This is a genomic window from Alcanivorax sp. DSM 26293, from assembly GCF_900107995.1.
In the GTDB taxonomy this organism is placed as follows: domain Bacteria; phylum Pseudomonadota; class Gammaproteobacteria; order Pseudomonadales; family Alcanivoracaceae; genus Alcanivorax.
On record NZ_FNUM01000004.1, the window covers coordinates 37,452 to 55,481 of the forward strand.

The following is an 18,030-nucleotide window of genomic DNA, read 5'->3' on the forward strand; positions in this document are numbered from 1 at the left end:
GTAGGGTATTTGTTTTCCCCTTTCCGGCTGCCAAAAGCGGCCGGGACGATCACACAGCATCTACAGGAGCAGGTGATGAAAACACTGACATTTGCCAACGGCGATACCATGCCGCAACTGGGACTGGGTACCTGGAAATCCCGGCCCGGCGAGGTCTACGAGGCCGTGAAGGCCGCCATCGAGATGGGTTACCGGCACATCGACTGTGCCCATATTTACGGCAACGAGGATGAAATCGGCCAGGCGCTGCAGGAGGTGTTCACCGCCGGCACCGTACAGCGCGAGGACCTGTGGATTACCTCCAAGCTGTGGAACAGCGACCATGCCCCGGAGGATGTGCAGCCGGCCCTGGAAACCACCCTGAATAACCTGAAGCTGGATTATCTGGACCTGTACCTGATGCATTGGCCGGTGGCCCTGAAGAAGGGCGTGCCCTTTCCCGAGTCCGGCGATGACATGGTGTCTTTGAATGATCTGCCCGTGGCAACGACCTGGGCCGCCATGGAAGCACTGGTGGATAACAACCTGACCCGACAGATCGGCGTCTCCAACTTCAGCGTGAAAAAGCTGCAAGACCTGATCGGCAAGGCACGGTTGAAACCGGCCATGAACCAGATCGAATTGCATCCTTATCTGCAGCAGAAAGAGATGCTGCGCTTCTGCCAGCAACAGGGCGTTCACCTGACCGCCTATTCCCCGCTGGGCTCCTCCGACCGCCCGGACGGCCTCAAGGCCGAGGATGAACCGGTGCTGCTGGAAGACCCGATCCTCCATGACATCGCCGACAACCACAACGCCAGCCCGGCACAGGTGCTGATTGCCTGGGCCCTGCAGCGGGGTACGGCGGTGATCCCGAAATCGGTGAACCCGCAACGGCTGCAACAGAACCTGGCCGCCGCCGACCTGCGGCTCAGCGGGGACGACATGCAGGCCATCGCCGAGCTGGACCGTCACCGCCGCTACGTGGACGGCGGCTTCTGGGCCCAGCCTGGCAGCGATTACACCCTGGACGGTCTCTGGGACGAATAACCGCAAAGCCCGGCTAAACCGTAGGGTGCCACTGAGCCTAGGGCGAACTGCACCGTCACCACCGTGGTCATGGTGCAGGTCGCCTCAGGCTCAGTGGCACCCTACGTCACCCTTCCCCTCCTCATTTCTTCACGCCCTTTGGCCCGGGAAGACATGGTCACCAGCGGCCGGGAACGGCCATCCTTGGGTTTTCATTTTCACCAGGATGACCCATGGATTTTCTGCGCACTCCGGATTCCCGTTTCGAACGACTGCTGGACTACCCCTTCGAGCCCCACTATGCGGACGTGGGCGGCCTGCGCATGCATTATCTGGACGAAGGCCCGGCGGAGGCCAAGCCGGTGCTGATGATGCATGGCGAGCCGTCCTGGTCGTACCTGTACCGACACATGATTCCGATCTGCGCCGCCGCCGGCCATCGGGTGCTGGCTCCGGATCTGATCGGCTTCGGCAAGTCCGACAAGCCCACCGACCTCAACGCCTACAGCTACCAGAGCCATATGGACTGGATGCAATCCTGGCTGGAGCAGCTGGACCTGACCGATATCACCCTGGTGTGCCAGGACTGGGGATCGCTGCTGGGCCTGCGCCTGGCGGCGGAGAATCCGGAGCGCTTTCGGGCCATTGTGGTCGGCAACGGCATGCTGCCCACCGGCGACCAGAAGGTGCCGAAAGCCTTTCAACTGTGGAAGAATTTCGCGCTCTACAGCCCGGTGTTTCCCATCGCCCGGATCATCGACAGCGGCACCTTCAAAAAGCTGGGGCCGGATGAGCGACGCGCCTACAATGCGCCCTTCCCGAGCAAGAAGTACAAGGCCGGCGCCCGGGCCTTTCCGAAGCTGGTACCGGTCACCCCGGACGACCCGGCCAGCGACGCCAACCGTAACGCCTGGAAAGTATTGGAACAGTGGCACAAGCCCTTCCTGACCACCTTCAGCAATGGCGACCCGATCACCCGGGGTGGCGACAAGTTCATGCAAGAGCGCATTCCCGGCGCCAAGGGTCAGCCCCACCAGACCCTGGTGGGCGGTCATTTTCTGCAGGAAGATTCGCCGGTGCAGTTTGCCCGGGCGGTGAATGCGTTGATTGCCGGGCTTGAGTCGTAGCCGGCTGGCGTGTTGCGCACCAGGGCATAGGTGTCCAGCGTATTGCCTGGAGCTGGCTATTCGGGCCGGGGGAGAGTCATTAACAGGGCCGGCCCGTCCGGGGTCTTCACCACCTGGCGGGCAATAAAGCCGGCGTTGCGAAAACAGTGAACCGCCCGCAGGTTATCCGGAGCCGGGTCGGCAATGATCTCGGTGACCTGGGGGTCTTCGAATAACCTGTCCACAAAGGCGGCCACCGCCGTGCTGCCAAGCCCGTGGTCCAGGTGGCTTTCGCTGGCAAGAAACACATCCACCCCGCGTACGCCCGGATCATCAATCTCCAGCCACCAGCCTTCATGGTGATGCTCGATGGGCGCGTAGCGTTGGATAAAGCCCAGTGGCTCTGCATCCAGACGGATCAGGAAAAACATGACGCCGCCGAAACAGCGCTGGGCCGGATGGTAGTCTCTCACCACCTCGTCCAGACTGCGCTGCGGCCCCCACCAGCGGCTGACATGCTCCCGCCCCAGCCAGTCGTGCAGCACCGGCAAGTCCGCATCGGTGAGCGGGGTAAAGGTGAGCCTGTCCGTCGCCACTGAGACTTTCATCGCCTTGCGTCCACGCCGTCCCTGTTCTGCAAAAGCCTACCCTGAAGGCGTCTTGTCGACTGCTACCGGTTTATCGTTTTGTCCTGATTTTTTCAGAAAACACTGTTATTTAAATAACGGATAGAAGGCTTTACATCAACCTGAGTTCAGGTTTTATGCTGGGCTCATCTTTTTCCAACCGGATCCACACCATGACGCTGGATATCAATGCCTATCTGCAGCGGATCGGCTTTCAGGGGGACAGAGCCCCCACCCTGAACACCCTCAAGGCTTTGCAGCAGTTGCACCTGCAGACCATCACCTTCGAGAACCTGAATCCATTACTGGGCCGTGCGGTGCCGCTGGATAGCCCGGCATTGATGGACAAGCTGATTCACCAGCGTCGTGGTGGATACTGTTTCGAGAATAACCTGCTGTTTCTCGAGGTGCTTACCACGCTGGGCTTCCAGGCCCGCGGCATCACCGGGCGGGTGTACTGGAACCAGCCGGAGGATGCCTGGCCACCGCGCTCCCATATGCTGCTATTGGTAACGATTGACGGTGAGGACTATCTCAGCGATGTGGGATTCGGCGGCATGACACCCACCGCACCGTTGCAGCTCCACTGCCGTGATTCCCAACGCACTCCCCTGGAACCGTTCCGGGTGGACGTGGATCAGCAGGGTTACAGCTTGTGGGTGAAGGTCGGAGGGCCCTGGCGCCTGCTCTATCGCTTCGATCTGATGCAACAGGGCGCCGTGGATTTCGAGATGGCCAACTGGTACGTGGCCTGCCATCCCCAGTCCAAATTTGTGAATAACCTGATTGCCGTGCGCACCGGCGAAGATCGCCGCCATACCTTGCTCAATGATCTTTATACGGTGCGGTTCCCGGATGGCCGCAGTGAAAAGCACACGATCGCGTCGGTGGCAGAATTATGGGACTTACTGCAAGGCGTGTTTGCCATTGATATGGCGGGGATTGAGAGACAGAACCTGGAGAAAGTCCTTAAAGAGAAATCCCTGTTCCGGTAATGGAAATTGTTTTGAAAAACTTCGCCTTGCGAGCAAGGCTCCAACGGTTGGGTAGGGGTACGGCACCCCTCCGTTGGAGCCTTGTTCACAAGGCGAATCGCTACTCGTAACTCAGGTGCATGGCCTTGCCGCGGAACACCCGGTAAATAAAGATCGTATAGGCCAGGATCATGGGCAAGGCGATGATCGCCCCCCAGAAGGTGAACAGCAGGGACTCCGTGGCCGAGGCCGCTTCCCAGATGGAGATCCGCCCCAGCACAATATCCGGGAACAGGCTGTAGGCCAGACCGATGCTGGCCAGCACACACATCACCATCAGCGCCACAAACGCCAGCCAGCCATAGCCGTTGTGCAGGATCTGTTTGCTGTTGAATACCCAGATCAGTCCCGCATAGGCCAGGGCAGTAGCGATGGGGATGGGCATCAACCCGATGGCATTGGGCAGGGTGAACCATTTGTCGGCAATGGCGCTGCTCACCAGCGGGGTGGCGATGGAGATCAGCAGCAGGAAGCCGCCCATGGGCAACACCGCCATACGCCCCCAGCGCACCGCCTTGTTGAACAGCTCGCCTTCAGTCTTGATCAGTAACCAGGCGGCGCCGAGCATGATGTACAGGGCCGGCAGGGCCAGTGCGATCAGCGCGGCAAAGAGCGTACTGGTGGCATCGCCGGTAAGCCCGGTGACAAAGGCACCGAGCATCCAGCCCTGACACAGGGACGCGACCAGCGAGCCGAAGGCAAACAGACGGTTCCACTTTGCCTTGTGCTTGTCGCCGGCCTTGACCCGGAAATCAAACGCCACCCCGCGCAGGATCAGCCCCATCAGCATCAACGTCACTGGCAGGTACAGGGAGGTGAGCACAATGGAGTGCGCCTGGGGAAAGGCAATCAGCAGGATCCCCACCCCCAGCACGATCCAGGTTTCGTTGGCATCCCAGAACGGGCCGATGGCCGCCACCATCACATCCTTTTCGTCATCGCTGGCGAAAGGCAGCAACATGCCGATGCCCAGATCGTAGCCATCGAGAATCACATAGATCAGCAGCGCCAGGCCCATGGCGCCGGCGAAGAACAACGGAAGCCAGTATCCCAGATCCATCATGCGCCTCCTTCGGCAGTTTCCGCATCGTTCATGGCCCGTTGCTGAGGAGTCAGCGTCAGGGAACGCGCCGGCTTGGTGGCCATATATCGCAAGGTGGCGATGTAGGACACCAGCAGGAACAGGTACAGCAATACATAGCCGAACAGGGTGCCGGCAACGGTGGCACTACTGTGATCCGCCACCACCTCGGAGGTGCGCAGCAGACCATCCACAATCCAGGGCTGGCGACCGATTTCGGTCACGTACCAGCCCGCCAGCACCGCGACCCAGCCGGAGAAGGTCATCACCGACAGGGCCCGCAGCAGCCAGGTCTGGGTGTCGCGGTTTTCATCCCGGTTGCGGAACAGCCGCCAGGCCGACCACCAGCCCACCAGCACCATCAACATGCCGATGCCCACCATCACCCGGAACGCCCAGAACACCGGCGCCACCGGCGGGGCTTCTCCCTCGAACTCATTGAGCCCGAGCACTTCACCGTCCCACTCATGGGTCAGAATGAAGCTGGCCAGTTTGGGCACCTTGATGGCCATGTGGGTGGTCTTCTCTTCCTCATCGGGAAAGCCGAACAGGGTCAGCGGGGCACCCTTTTCCGTCTCCCAGATGCCCTCCATGGCGGCGATCTTGGCGGGCTGATGCTCCAGGGTGTTGAGGCCGTGCAGGTCACCGATAAATACCTGCAGCGGTGCCAGTACGGCAGCCATCAGCGCGCCGGTGCGCATCACCTTCCAGGTGGCCGGGCCATCCACGCCGCGCATGGCCCGCCAGGCGCTGATTCCCATGATCAGGAAGGCCGCGGTCAGCAGGGACGCGGTGAACATATGGGCGAAGCGATAGGGGAAGGAGGGGTTGAAGATCACCTCCCACCAGCTTTCCACGAAGAACACGCCATCCTCGATCCGGTAGCCCGTCGGGGTCTGCATCCAGGAGTTGAGGCTGAGAATCCAGAAGGCGGAAAACGAGGTGCCCACGGCGACCAGGGCAGTGGCGATCAGGTGAGTACGGTTGGACACCCGGTCCTTGCCGAACAGCATGATGCCCAGGAAAGACGCTTCCAGGAAAAATGCGGTCAGCACTTCATACCCCAGCAGGGGGCCGGCAATATTCCCGGCGCGCTCCATAAAGCCCGGCCAGTTGGTACCGAACTGAAAGCTCATGGTGATGCCGGACACCACCCCCAGGGCGAAACTCAGGGCAAAGATCTTTACCCAGAAAAAGTAGGCGTATTCCCAGGCCTTGTCACCGGAAAAGGTGTATCGCAACCGGAAATAGAACAACACCCAGCACAGGCCGATGGTGATAGTGGGAAACAGGATATGGAAACTGATATTGGCCGCAAACTGCAGCCGGGCCAGCAGGAACGGATCGAACTCCACGGGCATACCCTCCCTAATCAGGGGCTGTTGATGCTTTTCAGGCTAGCACATCCTTGCACAACGGCCAGATGACAAATTGCCCCAGGTCAACGCTCTGACAAATGGCGCGGGTGAATGCGCGCCTCTCCTTACAATAAATCAACACAGGCACCTCCAGGCTTCTTCTGCAGAACCGCTACCCCATGTAAACAGGCGTTTGCGCAGGTAGCCGTGGCTGTGAGGAGGCCTTATTTACATACCGCAACGCCGCCTCAGCAACGCTTACCCCACAGCAATTGAACGCACCGGCAAAGCTGGGTAGCTTATTGTCTGTAACCTTGCATCGCTTTTTGCCGCGATGACGACAATAACCTGACTGCAGCGAGCCATGGCCCTGACTTCCGCGGATGTCCGCAACGCCGAACCCCTGAAAAAAGACTACAAGCTCCGAGACGACAAGGGGCTTTACCTGCTGGTAGAGGCCAACGGTAACCGTACCTGGAAATTCAGCTACCGGTTCGACGGCCGCAGCAAGGTCATCACCCTGGGCCCCTGCCCGGAGGTGACACTGGCCTTCGCCCGCCAGCTTCGCGACGAGGCCCGGGAGCTGATCGCCGACGGCACCGACCCGCTCACCCGCTGCGAGAAACGGGAGGTCTTCAGCCCCTCGGTGGAAACCTTCGAGGCGGTGGCACGGGACTAGCTGGAACGGGTCTACCGGTTTGAAGTGTCCGAAGAACAGTTCCGCCGCACCAAGCGGCAGATGGAAAACTATCTGATCTCCAGTATCGGCAAGCGAGTTGTCAGTGAAGTGACACCGGAAGATCTGAAGTCTCTGGCGGCAGCCCTGGGTGCCGAAGGCCATCTCGACAAGGGTAAGCGGGTACTGGGCATCGCCAAACGGGTCTATACCCATGCCCGCGACACCGGCGTGGCCGGCTACCAGCAGACCAGCGCCCTGCGCCGGCGGCTTACCGGCTCCGGCACCGAACCGGAATTCCTGGTCAGTACCCGCGAGCAGCTGTTCAATCTGGCCAGCGGTGTACTGGGGCAATGGAGCCGTACCACCACCACGGCGGCGCTGAAACTCACCGTCTGGTTACTGGCCCGCCCCAGCGAAATCGTCAACGCCCGCTGGTCCGACATGGACCTGGATGCCGGCGAATGGCGCATCCGCCGTAAAAGCACCGACAGCCCGGACGGCAGCAAAATCATCACCGTTCCCCTGCCCCGTCAGGCGGTGGAATTGCTGCGCGAAATGGAACCGCTCACCGGCCGCCAGGAATACATCTTCCCCGGTACCCGTGACCGCAAGAAGCACCTGGGCGCCAGCACCCTCACCGGCGCCCTGAAGAAAGTGACCCGCACCACCCCGGTGTCCACCGACAACCTGCGCACCCTGGCGGCCACCGCGCTGGGCGAACTGGGCTACCAGGCCGAGCAGATCCAGTCACAACTGCTCAACCAGACCGGCGATGAACAGAATGACCGCCAGGCCTACCTGGAAAAACGCCGGGAGATGCTACAGGCCTGGGCGGACTATCTGGACAACACGGTGATTGGCAAGGTCACTCGCCGGTAACGACAGCCTGGCAACAAGACCCCGGAGCTCCCGCCATGGAACCGCGCCTGAGTCACCAGATCCTGATAAAGACGGTGCTCTCCCTGTCGGAGGACAATGTTCGCCGGGGCCTGGGCGGGCCCTTTGCGGCACTGGTGGTCAAGGATGGCGCCATCATCGGCCAGGGCTGCAATCGGGTAACCGGCAAGCATGACCCGACGGCCCATGCGGAAATGGAGGCGATCCGCGCGGCCTGTCATCGGCTGGGCAGCCACCAGCTTGATGGCTGTGTGATCTACAGCAGTTGCGAACCCTGCCCCATGTGCCTGGGCGCCATCTACTGGGCACGGCCTGACAAGCTGTTTTATCTGAACCGTCAGGCCGACGCGGCCCGTATCGGTTTTGATGATCAGTTTATCTACCAGGAGCTGGCTCTCCCTGCCGCACAGCGACAACTGGCCACTGAGCAGGTTGAGCATCCGCAACGGTTAACGGCGTTCCAGTTATGGCAGGCCAGTGAGGACCGGGAGGATTACTGACCCCTCACACCCAATGACCCCGCCCAGCCCGGCCTGTTAACCTGTAGCCCTCATGGTTAGCAGAGCGCCCACAATGACCCCCCCCTACGGTTTCCAGTTCGACAACAGTTACACCCATCTACCGGAAGACCTGTTTTCCCGCTGCCCCCTGCAGCCGGTGAAAGCACCGCAGATGGTGTTGTTCAACCGGGCCCTGGCCGGGGAGCTGGGACTGGACGGCGAGGCCCTGGACAGCCCGGCCGGGGCAGCGATTCTGGCCGGGAATGAACAGATCGACGGCAGCGACCCGATCGCCCAGGCCTACGCGGGCCACCAGTTCGGCAACCTGACCATGCTCGGCGATGGTCGCGCCATTCTGCTGGGCGAGCAGATGACACCGGACGGAGCCCGCCGGGATATCCAGCTCAAGGGCAGCGGCCGCACGGTCTTTTCCCGGGGCGGTGATGGCCGCGCGGCACTGGGCCCCATGCTGCGCGAATACATCATCAGCGAGGCCATGCATGGGCTGGGTATTCCTTCCACTCGCAGTCTGGCGGTGGTCCGCACCGGCGAATCCGTATTACGGGAAACCGCCCTGCCCGGCGCCATTCTCACCCGGGTGGCAGCATCCCACCTGCGGGTAGGCACGTTCCAGTATGCCGCGGGCAGACAGAACCCGGCCCTGCTGGAAGCCTTGGTGGATTACACCCTGAACCGCCACTACCCGGACCAACAGGCCAGCGACAACAAGGCCCTGGCGTTGCTGGATGCGGTGATGGAGCGCCAGTTGGATCTGATCGTTCACTGGATGCGGGTGGGCTTTATCCACGGGGTGCTCAATACCGACAACGTGACACTCAGCGGCGAAGGCATCGACTTCGGCCCCTGCGCCTTTATGGACAGCTTCGATCCAGACACGGTGTTCAGTTCCATCGACCACCAGGGCCGCTACGCCTATGGCAATCAGCCCACCATCACCCAATGGAACCTGAGCCGATTCGCCGAGACCCTGCTGCCACTGATCGACGAGGATGTGGACAGCGCCATCGAAAAAGCCACCGCGGTGATCAAATCCTTCAACCAACGTTACAGTGAAAAATGGCTGGCGATGATGAAGAAGAAGCTGGGCCTGTTCGGTGATGACCCGGTGGATGAAAAGCTGATTACCGATCTGCTGGAATGGATGAAAACCCAGCGGGCGGATTACACCAATACCTTCCGCGATATCACCCGCGAGACCTTCCCGGAACACCGCGACTATCAGGATGATGCCTTCATCAACTGGCACCAGCGCTGGCAGGTTCGCCTGGGTCGCAACCGCAAACCGCTCAAGTCGTCCCTGTGCCTGATGCGCAATCACAACCCGGCGGTGATTCCCCGCAACCATCGTGTGGAAGACGCCTTGATCGCCGCTGAACAAGGTGACCTGGCTGTCACCACATCACTGTTGAACGCGCTGGCCGACCCCTATGGGGACCGCGACCCGGACGACCACTATCGACAGCCGCCCGCACCGGAAGAGCGTGTTTGTCAGACTTTTTGCGGCACCTGATAACCGGTTGGCCCGACCCTGGATTTGCCCGGCCCACAAAAGACGCCGTAGTCTGGATCGCGATCAGGTCAGGGGGTCGATGAAAACGTGACGGAGAAGCCGCTGCGCTGCCATAGCCATGCCACCCACAAGGTATGCAGGTTGATCAGCACGGCCAGCACCCACTCGAACCCATCGTCCATGCTGTCGTAGTGTTCCGGCCAGATCATCCCCAGAATCACTGACGTGATCCCCACCAGCAGGGTAAACCCGCTCAGGGCGAACAGCCTGCGGCCCGCCCGGGATAGCGCCGTGGTACGCAGGGAGGCGCTCAATCCCAGTTGCGCCAGGTAGGTCAGCCCGAAGAACCCCACGACACCGATCCGACGCAGCAGGTAGGGCGTATCCCCCGCGTGGCCAAGCACCACCGTATAGAGAGCCAGAGGCAGGGCCGCCAGCATCCCCAACCCCCACCAGAGCCGGGGCTCCACCCCCAGCTGTCGCAGCCACTGGCGATTGCACCACCAGAACAACACCATGCAGACACAGGCAGGCAACATGCCCGCCTTGAAAGCGAAGTAGGCCGTGCCGGAACGGGACGCGCGGGAAATGCTGGTACAACCCTCGAACCAGGGCAGACACCAGGGGACCAGCTGCTCACTGGCAGAAAGCAGATAGCAGACATGCATGGTCACCAGCGGCAACAGGGCAGTGGCCCAGGCCAGTGGTGCCAGACGGGCAGCGGTTGGCGACGTGGTCATGGAGTGAGATTAACGCAAGACAACGCGCCATCACACCAGTGGAATCACGGCCAGCGCGCCAACGGGTTACCGGAAAACACCAACCGTAACACCTTGCGTAGGGTGCACTGAGCCTAAGGCGAACTGCACCGATCCGGCGTTTGAATGGTGCAGTTCGCCTTAGGCTCAGTGCACCCTACGTTTTAGCAAGCCCTGGAGTTTGCTATTGCTCACCTTGCAGTTTGTCCAGGGTGCGCAGCCCGAAGTCGCTGGCGTCATGCCGCTCCCACAATTGACTGGAGGGTTCCCCCCAGGCCCGGTTTACCTTACGGCCACGCTCCACCGCCGGACGTTGGCGGATTTGCTCCGTCCAGCGCAACACATTCTTGTAGGTGTGCGCTTCGATAAACTCCGCCGCCTCATAGACCTTGTTGGTCACCAGCGCCCCATACCAGGGCCAGATCGCCATGTCGGCAATGGTGTATTCATCGCCGGCAATGTAATCGTTTTCCGCCAGCTGACGATCCAGCACATCCAGTTGGCGCTTGATCTCCATGGTGTAGCGATTGATCGGGTATTCGTACTTTTCCGGGGCATAGGCATAAAAATGGCCGAAGCCGCCTCCCAGCAAGGGCGCACTGCCCATTTGCCAGAACAGCCAGCTCAACGTTTCGGTACGCTTGCCCGGTTCCTCGGGCAGAAACTCGCCGAATTTTTCTGCCAGATACAGCAGGATATTGCCGGACTCGAACACCCGACGCGGCGGGGTAACGCTGTGATCCACCATGGCGGGAATCTTGGAGTTGGGATTCACCTCCACAAAGCCACTGCCGAACTGATCGCCATTCTGGATATTGATCAACCAGGCATCGTACTCCGCGTCCTTGTGGCCTTTTTCCAGCAGCTCTTCGAGCATCACGGTGACCTTTACGCCATTGGGGGTCGCCAGGGAGTATAGCTGCAGGGGATGCTTGCCCACTTGCAGTGCCTTGTCATGGGTGGGCCCGGCGATGGGCCGGTTGATATTGGCAAAGGCACCGCCGTTAGCCTGGTCCCATTTCCAGACGCGAGGTGGGGTGTAGGTGGGGTCAGACATAGTTGCTCCCGATCGATAACAGGCATGGCCTGTGCACGTTGAATGTTGTCTCATCATGGCCAGCCCGGGCGCCCGGAACAAGCTGAAAAAAATGGACAAACGCTTCAAATTAATCGATCGGTCGACTCACTCTCATGCTGTTGCACTTCCCAAAGGTGCGCATACAAACCGCCCCGGGCCAGCAACTCAACATGGCTGCCCTGCTCCGCCACCTGGCCGTTATCCAGCACAATGATGCGATCCGCATCCATGATGGTGGACAGGCGATGGGCAATCACCAGGGTGGTCTGTTGATGAGAAATCTCACCGATGGCCTTGAGAATGATCTTTTCGGAGTGACTGTCCAGCGACGACGTGGCTTCATCAAAAACCATAATGGGCGGATGCTTGAGCAAAGCACGGGCGATGGACACCCGCTGCTTTTCGCCGCCGGACAGTTTCAGGCCCCGCTCACCCACCATGGTGTTCTCGCCCTTCGGCAGGGAGGCGATGAAGTCGGACAGGTAGGCCAGACGAATGGCCTCTCGCACCTCATCATCACTGGCGTCAATGCGACCATAACGGACGTTCTCGAAAATGCTGGTATTGAATAGCACCGTATCCTGGGGCACCACGCCGATCTGTCGGCGCAGGGAACGCTGGCTGACCTGGCGAACGGACTGGCCATCGATGGTGATGTCTCCGCTGCTCACGTCATAAAAGCGAAACAGCAGTTTGAAGAGGGTGGATTTGCCCGCCCCGCTGCTGCCCACAATCGCCACCTTCTGTTTGGACGGCACGGTAAAACTGACGCCACGAATAATGTCCCGCGTATCGCCATAACCGAAGTGCACATCATGGAAACGGATCTCGCCGTCAGCCACGGTCAGTTCTGTGGCGTCATCGCGATCCACCACGCCCGGTTTCACGTCCAGCACCGCAAACATGTTTTCAATATTGGTCATGGCCCCTTTCATTTCCCGGTACACGAAACCGAGAAAATTCAGCGGCATGAACACCTGCATCATGAAGGCATTGATCAGCACGAAGTCACCCAGGGTCATCACCTTGTCGGTGACCTGCACTGCCGCCAGCACCATGGCGGCGGTCACCGCCACGGCAATAATCAGGGACTGCCCTGCATTGAGCGCAAACAGTGACAGGCGGTTCTTGCCCCGGGCCAGCTCCCAGCGCTCCAGGTTTTCGTCGTAGTGGCGCGCCTCAAAATCCTCGTTGGTGAAGTATTTCACCGTTTCATAGTTGAGCAGGCTGTCGATGGCGCGGGTGCTGCTGGAGGACTCCGCCTGGTTAGCCTCACGGATAAAGGCCAGCCGCCATTCCGTGGCGAACACGGAAAAGCCCACGTAGGCGGCTACCGACACCGCCACAATCAGGGCAAACCAGACATCGTAATTCCACAGCAGCAGCCCGATGACCATGCCGATTTCCAGCAGGGTGGGCAGGATATTGAACACCATGAAGCGCAGCAGAAAACTGATGCCATTGGTGCCCCGCTCGATATCCCGGGACAGGCCGCCGGTGCGACGATTGAGATGAAAATCCAGATCCAGGGTGTGCAGGTGACGAAACACCTGCAGGCCAATCCGGCGCATGGCGCGCTCGGTGACGCGGCCGAATAAGGTATCGCGCAGCTCACCAAACAACACATTGGAAAACCGCACCACGCCGTAGGCCAGCAACAGCCCCAGCGGCAGGGTAATCAGCTCACTGACATCCTTGGCGTCCAGCCCGTCGACGATATGCTTGAGAATAAACGGCAGCCCCACACTGGCCAGCTTGGCCAGCACCAGGCACAGCACCGCCAGGCCAATGCGGGCGCGAAATTCCAGCAGGTAGGGAAACAGGGTTTTCAGCACGGACCAGTCGATGGGCTTGGGGGTCACATCCTGGCTCATACCGCGCATAACAAGGCCTGCTTTGGAGAAAAGAGCCCGCAGTATAACAACATGGCGGGCAACAATCGGATGACGGAGCGCCCGGGAACCCTATTACCGTTAATGAAACATTTTCCGGCTTTCCGTAGGAGCGTCGCTCGCGGCGCGATTGCTAACGCCGGGTTATGCACTTCGTTCCGGTTCGCGCCGCCAGCGACGCTCCTACAAATAATGCCATTGCTAGGGCATGCCGGTTTTCATCGTCGGGCTAACGGGAACGGGACTGCAGCCACACCGCCAGGCCCTGGCTGTTGAGCTGGATATCCAGCCCCAGCACCGCGTCCAGCTGCTCGTCGGACATGTCGCAGCCATGTTCCCGGGCGCTGCGAAACAGATACTCCCTCATGGCAACCATCAACGCTTTTTCCAGCGCATCCGCATCGCTGGTTACCGCCACGGTTTCCGCCAGCGCCACATAGTCATCCACCATGGTCAGCAGCCGCTCGCCCAGGGGCTGCGGGTTTTCCACCATGCCGTAATGGGTGAGATAGATTCGCTCGGGTTTCAGGGCCAGCAAGGTGCGAATGGAGGCTTTCAGGGCCGGTGGATCGAATTGCACCGGGGTGGTGGTCGGGCAGATAAAGGGCCCCTTGGCGGTGGTCAGGGGTGGATAGGACAGGCCAAAGGTGTCGCCGGTAAAAATCCCCCTGGACGTGGGGTCATACACACAGAAATGATGGCGGGCATGCCCGGGGGTATCGATGAAGACCAGCTTGCGATCCCCCACGGTGGCTTCATCACCGTCGTCCATGGTGCGCACCCGGCGCTCATCCACGGGAATGATATCGCCGTAGATCTCGGCAAACTTGGCCTCACCGTACACCGCTGTGGCACCAGCCTTTAGTTTTGCCGGATCGATCATGTGGCGGGCGCCGCGGGGGTGTACCAGCAAGGTCGCCGCGGGCAACGCCTGCATCAGACCACCGACGCCACCGGCGTGGTCCAGATGCACATGCGTCGGGATCACGTATTTTACCTTTGCCAGATCAATATTCCGCTCTTTGAGCAGCGCAAGAATGGTCGGCACGGTGTTGTGAGTACCGGTTTCGATGATGGCGTATTCGTCGCCACCGCCCAGCAGATAACAGGCCGCCAGCCCTTCGTGCACCATGGCCGTATCGATACGGGTAATTTGCTGGCCGAGGTCGTCAAAAGTCTGGAACGTCATGCGTGGCTCCCGAGGTCGCTGAGTCCAACGACTATAGGCCACGCAACCCGGGGCAGCCACCCGACCTTTGGTCAGCCAGTCTGCCGTTTCAAGCGGGTGGCGCCAATCGGGGACACGCATAGATCGCCATCGCGTCCCCACAGGTAAACGGGCACTTCACGCCATCTTGCCCCTCCCCTCTCCACGCTGACCTTTTATGCGTGAAAGGGCCACACCATGACCGGAATGACTGCACTGCTGATTTATATCGTCTGGACGCTGATTCTGGCGCTCAGCTACGCCACCTACCGACTGCCGCTGGTACTCACCGGCAATAAAGCCGCCAATCACTGGGAGCGGGGCAACCCGGTTGATGACCCGGCCATCCTGATTCGCGCCAAGGCTGCCCACCTGAATTGCCTGGAAAACCTGCCCCTGTTTGCCGCCCTGGTACTGGTTGCCGCGGCCACGGGTCAGAGCGAGACCGTCAACGCGGTGGCAGGCTTCATTGTGGCGGCACGCATCGGGCAAAGCCTGGTGCACCTGATCGGCACCAGCTTTCCGCTTGTATTTGTCCGCGCCAGCCTGTTCCTCGCCCAGGTCGCCCTGATGCTGTATCTGGCGGTTGCCTTGATGTAATCCATTCCCGCTTCATCAAGGGGAGACCCGCAATCCCGCACCGGGAGCCTGAATCAGCCATCATCCTGGCGCTTGCGCCATTCGCGGGGAGACAGGCCGGTCCAGGTCTTGAAGGCACGGGTGAAGTTGGCCGGGTCACCATAGCCAAGGGCTTCCCCGATGCGGCGAATTTCCAGGTCCGGGTCCGCCAGCATCTGGCAGCTGTCCCGCCGGCGGGCGGCTTCCAGCAGCTGCTGGTAACTGTAGCCCTGTTCCTGCAGGCGCCGCCGCAGGGTGCGGGGCGTCAGGTGCAGACTATCGGCCAGGGCCTCTGGAGACGGGTACCCGTCGGCACCCGGGATCAGGGCAGCACGGGCACGGCGCAGGATGTCATCGTCGTCATCCACCAGCGCGCTTTCCCGTTCGCACTGGGCCAGTGCCAGTGACAGGGCTTCCGGATTGGCGGTGGGTAGCGGTTGATCCAGCAGGGTGATATCCCCCGTCAGGGAAATGCCGGCCTGGGGCATGCCGAAACGGACCGTCGGCAGCAGCGACCGCCAGCGATCAAACCCCGCCGGCGCCGGCCCATACACCCAGATCTCCCGCTGCTCGGGCAGCTGTGGTATCAGAAATTCCATGCCCCGATACATGCTGGTCAGCATGGAGCTGATCAGCATGTCGCGCAGGGCGTCCGGCGCGCGCAGCTCCATCACCAGTTCCATCAACAGGCGATTCTCGCTTTCACTTACCATCAACCGCGCCCCGCGCCCACGCAGATGCCAGAAGCGTTCCAGAATGGTGATGGCCTCACGGGGGCTTCCGGCGCACATCAGGGCATAGCCCAGGTTGCCGTGGGCGGTGAGGGGCATGCGGTCGCCAGAGGCAAACCCCAGGCTGCCATTGCCCGTGAGTGACAGTGCCGCCGCCCCCATCATCCAGGTTTCGTGCAAGGACAACCGCCCGGCAGGATCATCAATCTGCTCGGAGGCAACACCGGCAATCTGCAATAGCTGCTCCCGGGAGGCGCCACTCTCCACTGCCGCTTCCATGAAGGCACGCGGGTAGGTGGCAGACTGATTGCGCTGACGCACCCAGGCCGGGAGCGATGCCAGTTGTTCAGTCGTGGCTGTCAGGAGTTCGCGTTGCGGCATTTGGCCACCGATGACAAGTACAATGTCCGTGCAGAATCTCACGCCCCCTGCCCCGAAACCAGTACCGTATGGGCCATATTAAGACAGAAGGGCCGTAAACGGCCGCAAGGAGCACGACCATGAATGCCACTGTTCCCATCAATCAGGACAAGAAACGCAAAGGCCTCATCGGTACCGTACGCACCGTCGCCAGCAAGACACCCAAGAACATGATTCCCAAGGTGCGTCGCCCCCAGTTCGCCTTCAGCGAGGCGAACGATATGCCGCGCTACTGGTGGGACAACGACCCGGCGAAAACCCTGCTGCTGGCCGCCCTGTCCGCCAGCTTCCCGCCCGGGGAGCGTTTTTTCATTGATTCGGTGCGCCATTACCAGGATCAGATCACCGACCCGGAACTGAAGAAAGCCATCAAGGGCTTCATCGGCCAGGAAGCCCACCACTCCCGTGAGCACGAACTCATGAATGGTTTCCTGCAGGAACGCGGGGTGGATCTGGCCCGGCTGGAGCGGGAAATCCTGGGTTTCATGAATCTCATGCGCAAGTATCTGAGCCCGGAACGGCAGCTCGCCCACACCGTGGCCGTGGAGCATTTCACCGCGCTGATGGCCGAGGAGTTCCTGCTCAAATACGACGCCCTGGAAGAGATGGACCCGCGCATCGCGCCGATCTGGGCCTGGCATGCCATCGAGGAATCCGAGCACAAGGCGGTGGCTTTTGATGTCTACAAGGCCATTGGTGGCAGTGAGTTCACCCGCGTCACGGAAATGATGATCGTCAGCGTGTTGTTCCCGGTGTTCTCTGCCGTGCACCTGGTGCAACTGATGAAAGAAGACGGCCAGCTGGGCAACATGAAATCCTGGTTGGGTGCGGTGAATTACATGTGGGGCCGCCCCGGCGTATTCCGCAAGCTGCTGCCCTCCTACTTCAAGTTCTACAGCCCCAGGTTCCATCCGTGGAATCACGACGCCCGGGGTCTGGTGGAGAAAGCGAAGAAGAAATGGCTGGGTGACTGGGGCTGAGTCTTCAACAAGTGATACCGACCGGGGCACCCATGGAATTTGGGTGCCCTCGTCCCGTCCTTGTTTTTACCGTTCCTGACCGCCGCGTTTTTTCTCCACTTTCATCCGCGCCGAGGCGATATTCATCAAGCGCCGAAACTGGCCGCATTCCAGGTGACTGGGAGCCGGGCATTTTGCTGCATGGCGCAGGCCATCACGCATGGCTGACAGTTTGCGGATAGTGTCATCCAGCTCATCGGCCTTTGCCGACAGGGCATCCCGGTCAATGCTGGGCTCGCCCCCGGCATCGAACATTTCGCCGATTTCATCCAGTGAAAACCCTGCGGCCCGCCCCAGGGCAATCAGCGCCAATTGATCCAGTATGCCGGGAGCAAAGATTCGCTTTAGCCCCCGTCGCCCGGTGGAAAGGATCAGCCCTTTCTCTTCGTAATAGCGCAGCGTCGACGCCGGCACGCCGGACCGGCGCACCACTTCGGTAATATCCAACACGACCTTGACCTCAAGCCAGCTTCAAGTTGCAGAGTAT

Annotated in this window: 18 protein-coding genes; 9 read left to right on the plus strand and 9 right to left on the minus strand. The window is 60.6% G+C overall.

Going from position 1 to position 18,030, the window contains the following annotated elements; genetic code table 11:
* Positions 1-75: 75 nt before the first annotated feature.
* Positions 76-1,029 (plus strand): aldo/keto reductase, encoded by a 954-nt coding sequence (locus C4S63_RS08600; protein WP_103917349.1) that lies wholly within the window; start codon positions 76-78, stop codon positions 1,027-1,029.
* Positions 1,030-1,241: 212 nt separating this feature from the next.
* Positions 1,242-2,135: a haloalkane dehalogenase gene (locus C4S63_RS08605; RefSeq protein WP_103917350.1), complete on the plus strand. Its 894-nt coding sequence runs from the start codon at positions 1,242-1,244 to the stop codon at positions 2,133-2,135.
* 56 nt (positions 2,136-2,191) lie between these two features.
* Here the strand turns inward: C4S63_RS08605 and C4S63_RS08610 are convergent, their stop codons facing one another.
* Positions 2,192-2,722, minus strand: a complete 531-nt coding sequence (locus C4S63_RS08610) for a GNAT family N-acetyltransferase (protein ID WP_103917351.1) — start codon at positions 2,720-2,722, stop codon at positions 2,192-2,194.
* A 155-nt stretch (positions 2,723-2,877) separates the two neighbouring features.
* On the opposite strand from C4S63_RS08610, the gene C4S63_RS08615 reads away from it, so the two are divergent.
* On the plus strand, positions 2,878-3,735 hold the full coding sequence (locus C4S63_RS08615; protein WP_103917352.1) for an arylamine N-acetyltransferase: 858 nt from the start codon (positions 2,878-2,880) through the stop codon (positions 3,733-3,735).
* A gap of 100 nt (positions 3,736-3,835) precedes the next feature.
* On the opposite strand, the gene C4S63_RS08620 is transcribed toward C4S63_RS08615, so the two are convergent.
* Together C4S63_RS08620 and C4S63_RS08625 are read right to left on the minus strand one after the other, a co-directional pair.
* Positions 3,836-4,837 carry a cytochrome d ubiquinol oxidase subunit II gene (locus tag C4S63_RS08620; protein WP_234999971.1) on the minus strand — a complete coding sequence of 334 codons (1,002 nt, stop codon included), beginning with the start codon at positions 4,835-4,837 and terminating at the stop codon, positions 3,836-3,838.
* Positions 4,834-6,210 (minus strand): cytochrome ubiquinol oxidase subunit I, encoded by a 1,377-nt coding sequence (locus C4S63_RS08625; protein ID WP_103917461.1) that lies wholly within the window; start codon positions 6,208-6,210, stop codon positions 4,834-4,836. The genes C4S63_RS08620 and C4S63_RS08625 overlap by 4 nt, the downstream gene beginning before the upstream one ends.
* Before the next feature lie 367 nt (positions 6,211-6,577).
* Between C4S63_RS08625 and C4S63_RS17510 the strand changes: the two genes are divergently transcribed.
* From C4S63_RS17510 to C4S63_RS08640, 4 genes are all read left to right on the plus strand, one after another.
* On the plus strand, positions 6,578-6,892 hold the full coding sequence (locus tag C4S63_RS17510) for an Arm DNA-binding domain-containing protein (protein WP_234999972.1): 315 nt from the start codon (positions 6,578-6,580) through the stop codon (positions 6,890-6,892).
* A gap of 24 nt (positions 6,893-6,916) precedes the next feature.
* A complete protein-coding gene (locus C4S63_RS08630; protein WP_234999973.1) occupies positions 6,917-7,771 on the plus strand; it encodes a tyrosine-type recombinase/integrase in 855 nt (284 codons plus the stop codon).
* 35 nt (positions 7,772-7,806) lie between these two features.
* Positions 7,807-8,289, plus strand: a complete 483-nt coding sequence (locus C4S63_RS08635; RefSeq protein ID WP_103917354.1) for a nucleoside deaminase — start codon at positions 7,807-7,809, stop codon at positions 8,287-8,289.
* A gap of 73 nt (positions 8,290-8,362) precedes the next feature.
* Positions 8,363-9,820, plus strand: coding sequence for a YdiU family protein (locus tag C4S63_RS08640; protein ID WP_103917355.1), 1,458 nt, complete (start codon positions 8,363-8,365; stop codon positions 9,818-9,820).
* A 68-nt stretch (positions 9,821-9,888) separates the two neighbouring features.
* On the opposite strand, the gene C4S63_RS08645 is transcribed toward C4S63_RS08640, so the two are convergent.
* The 4 genes from C4S63_RS08645 to C4S63_RS08660 form a co-directional block, all read right to left on the minus strand.
* Positions 9,889-10,560 carry a hypothetical protein gene (locus C4S63_RS08645; protein WP_103917356.1) on the minus strand — a complete coding sequence of 224 codons (672 nt, stop codon included), beginning with the start codon at positions 10,558-10,560 and terminating at the stop codon, positions 9,889-9,891.
* 202 nt (positions 10,561-10,762) lie between these two features.
* Positions 10,763-11,635: a glutathione-dependent disulfide-bond oxidoreductase gene (gene yghU / locus C4S63_RS08650; protein WP_103917357.1), complete on the minus strand. Its 873-nt coding sequence runs from the start codon at positions 11,633-11,635 to the stop codon at positions 10,763-10,765.
* Positions 11,636-11,739: 104 nt separating this feature from the next.
* Positions 11,740-13,539, minus strand: a complete 1,800-nt coding sequence (locus C4S63_RS08655) for an ABC transporter ATP-binding protein/permease (protein ID WP_063509816.1) — start codon at positions 13,537-13,539, stop codon at positions 11,740-11,742.
* A 238-nt stretch (positions 13,540-13,777) separates the two neighbouring features.
* Positions 13,778-14,737 (minus strand): MBL fold metallo-hydrolase, encoded by a 960-nt coding sequence (locus tag C4S63_RS08660; RefSeq protein ID WP_103917358.1) that lies wholly within the window; start codon positions 14,735-14,737, stop codon positions 13,778-13,780.
* 216 nt (positions 14,738-14,953) lie between these two features.
* On the opposite strand from C4S63_RS08660, the gene C4S63_RS08665 reads away from it, so the two are divergent.
* Positions 14,954-15,355 carry an MAPEG family protein gene (locus tag C4S63_RS08665; RefSeq protein WP_103917359.1) on the plus strand — a complete coding sequence of 134 codons (402 nt, stop codon included), beginning with the start codon at positions 14,954-14,956 and terminating at the stop codon, positions 15,353-15,355.
* A 53-nt stretch (positions 15,356-15,408) separates the two neighbouring features.
* On the opposite strand, the gene C4S63_RS08670 is transcribed toward C4S63_RS08665, so the two are convergent.
* Positions 15,409-16,485, minus strand: a complete 1,077-nt coding sequence (locus C4S63_RS08670) for an AraC family transcriptional regulator (RefSeq protein ID WP_103917360.1) — start codon at positions 16,483-16,485, stop codon at positions 15,409-15,411.
* 119 nt (positions 16,486-16,604) lie between these two features.
* Here C4S63_RS08670 and C4S63_RS08675 point away from each other — a divergent pair, with 119 nt between their 5' ends.
* Positions 16,605-17,504 (plus strand): metal-dependent hydrolase, encoded by a 900-nt coding sequence (locus C4S63_RS08675; protein WP_103917361.1) that lies wholly within the window; start codon positions 16,605-16,607, stop codon positions 17,502-17,504.
* A gap of 66 nt (positions 17,505-17,570) precedes the next feature.
* Here the strand turns inward: C4S63_RS08675 and C4S63_RS08680 are convergent, their stop codons facing one another.
* Positions 17,571-17,993, minus strand: a complete 423-nt coding sequence (locus C4S63_RS08680) for a helix-turn-helix domain-containing protein (protein ID WP_062815528.1) — start codon at positions 17,991-17,993, stop codon at positions 17,571-17,573.
* Between the last annotated feature and the right edge of the window lie 37 nt (positions 17,994-18,030).

What these genes read in the sequence shown, in the direction of transcription:
- C4S63_RS08675 (WP_103917361.1), top strand. Translation starts at nt 16,605, where the DNA reads ATGAATGCCACTGTTCCCATCAATCAGGACAAGAAACGCAAAGGCCTC.
- C4S63_RS17510 (WP_234999972.1), top strand. Translation starts at nt 6,578, where the DNA reads ATGGCCCTGACTTCCGCGGATGTCCGCAACGCCGAACCCCTGAAAAAA.
- C4S63_RS08670 (WP_103917360.1), bottom strand. Translation starts at nt 16,485, where the DNA reads ATGCCGCAACGCGAACTCCTGACAGCCACGACTGAACAACTGGCATCG.
- C4S63_RS08620 (WP_234999971.1), bottom strand. Translation starts at nt 4,837, where the DNA reads ATGATGGATCTGGGATACTGGCTTCCGTTGTTCTTCGCCGGCGCCATG.
- C4S63_RS08605 (WP_103917350.1), top strand. Translation starts at nt 1,242, where the DNA reads ATGGATTTTCTGCGCACTCCGGATTCCCGTTTCGAACGACTGCTGGAC.
- C4S63_RS08640 (WP_103917355.1), top strand. Translation starts at nt 8,363, where the DNA reads ATGACCCCCCCCTACGGTTTCCAGTTCGACAACAGTTACACCCATCTA.
- C4S63_RS08655 (WP_063509816.1), bottom strand. Translation starts at nt 13,539, where the DNA reads ATGCGCGGTATGAGCCAGGATGTGACCCCCAAGCCCATCGACTGGTCC.
- C4S63_RS08635 (WP_103917354.1), top strand. Translation starts at nt 7,807, where the DNA reads ATGGAACCGCGCCTGAGTCACCAGATCCTGATAAAGACGGTGCTCTCC.
- C4S63_RS08660 (WP_103917358.1), bottom strand. Translation starts at nt 14,737, where the DNA reads ATGACGTTCCAGACTTTTGACGACCTCGGCCAGCAAATTACCCGTATC.
- C4S63_RS08600 (WP_103917349.1), top strand. Translation starts at nt 76, where the DNA reads ATGAAAACACTGACATTTGCCAACGGCGATACCATGCCGCAACTGGGA.
- C4S63_RS08610 (WP_103917351.1), bottom strand. Translation starts at nt 2,722, where the DNA reads ATGAAAGTCTCAGTGGCGACGGACAGGCTCACCTTTACCCCGCTCACC.
- yghU (WP_103917357.1), bottom strand. Translation starts at nt 11,635, where the DNA reads ATGTCTGACCCCACCTACACCCCACCTCGCGTCTGGAAATGGGACCAG.
- C4S63_RS08615 (WP_103917352.1), top strand. Translation starts at nt 2,878, where the DNA reads ATGCTGGGCTCATCTTTTTCCAACCGGATCCACACCATGACGCTGGAT.
- C4S63_RS08665 (WP_103917359.1), top strand. Translation starts at nt 14,954, where the DNA reads ATGACCGGAATGACTGCACTGCTGATTTATATCGTCTGGACGCTGATT.
- C4S63_RS08645 (WP_103917356.1), bottom strand. Translation starts at nt 10,560, where the DNA reads ATGACCACGTCGCCAACCGCTGCCCGTCTGGCACCACTGGCCTGGGCC.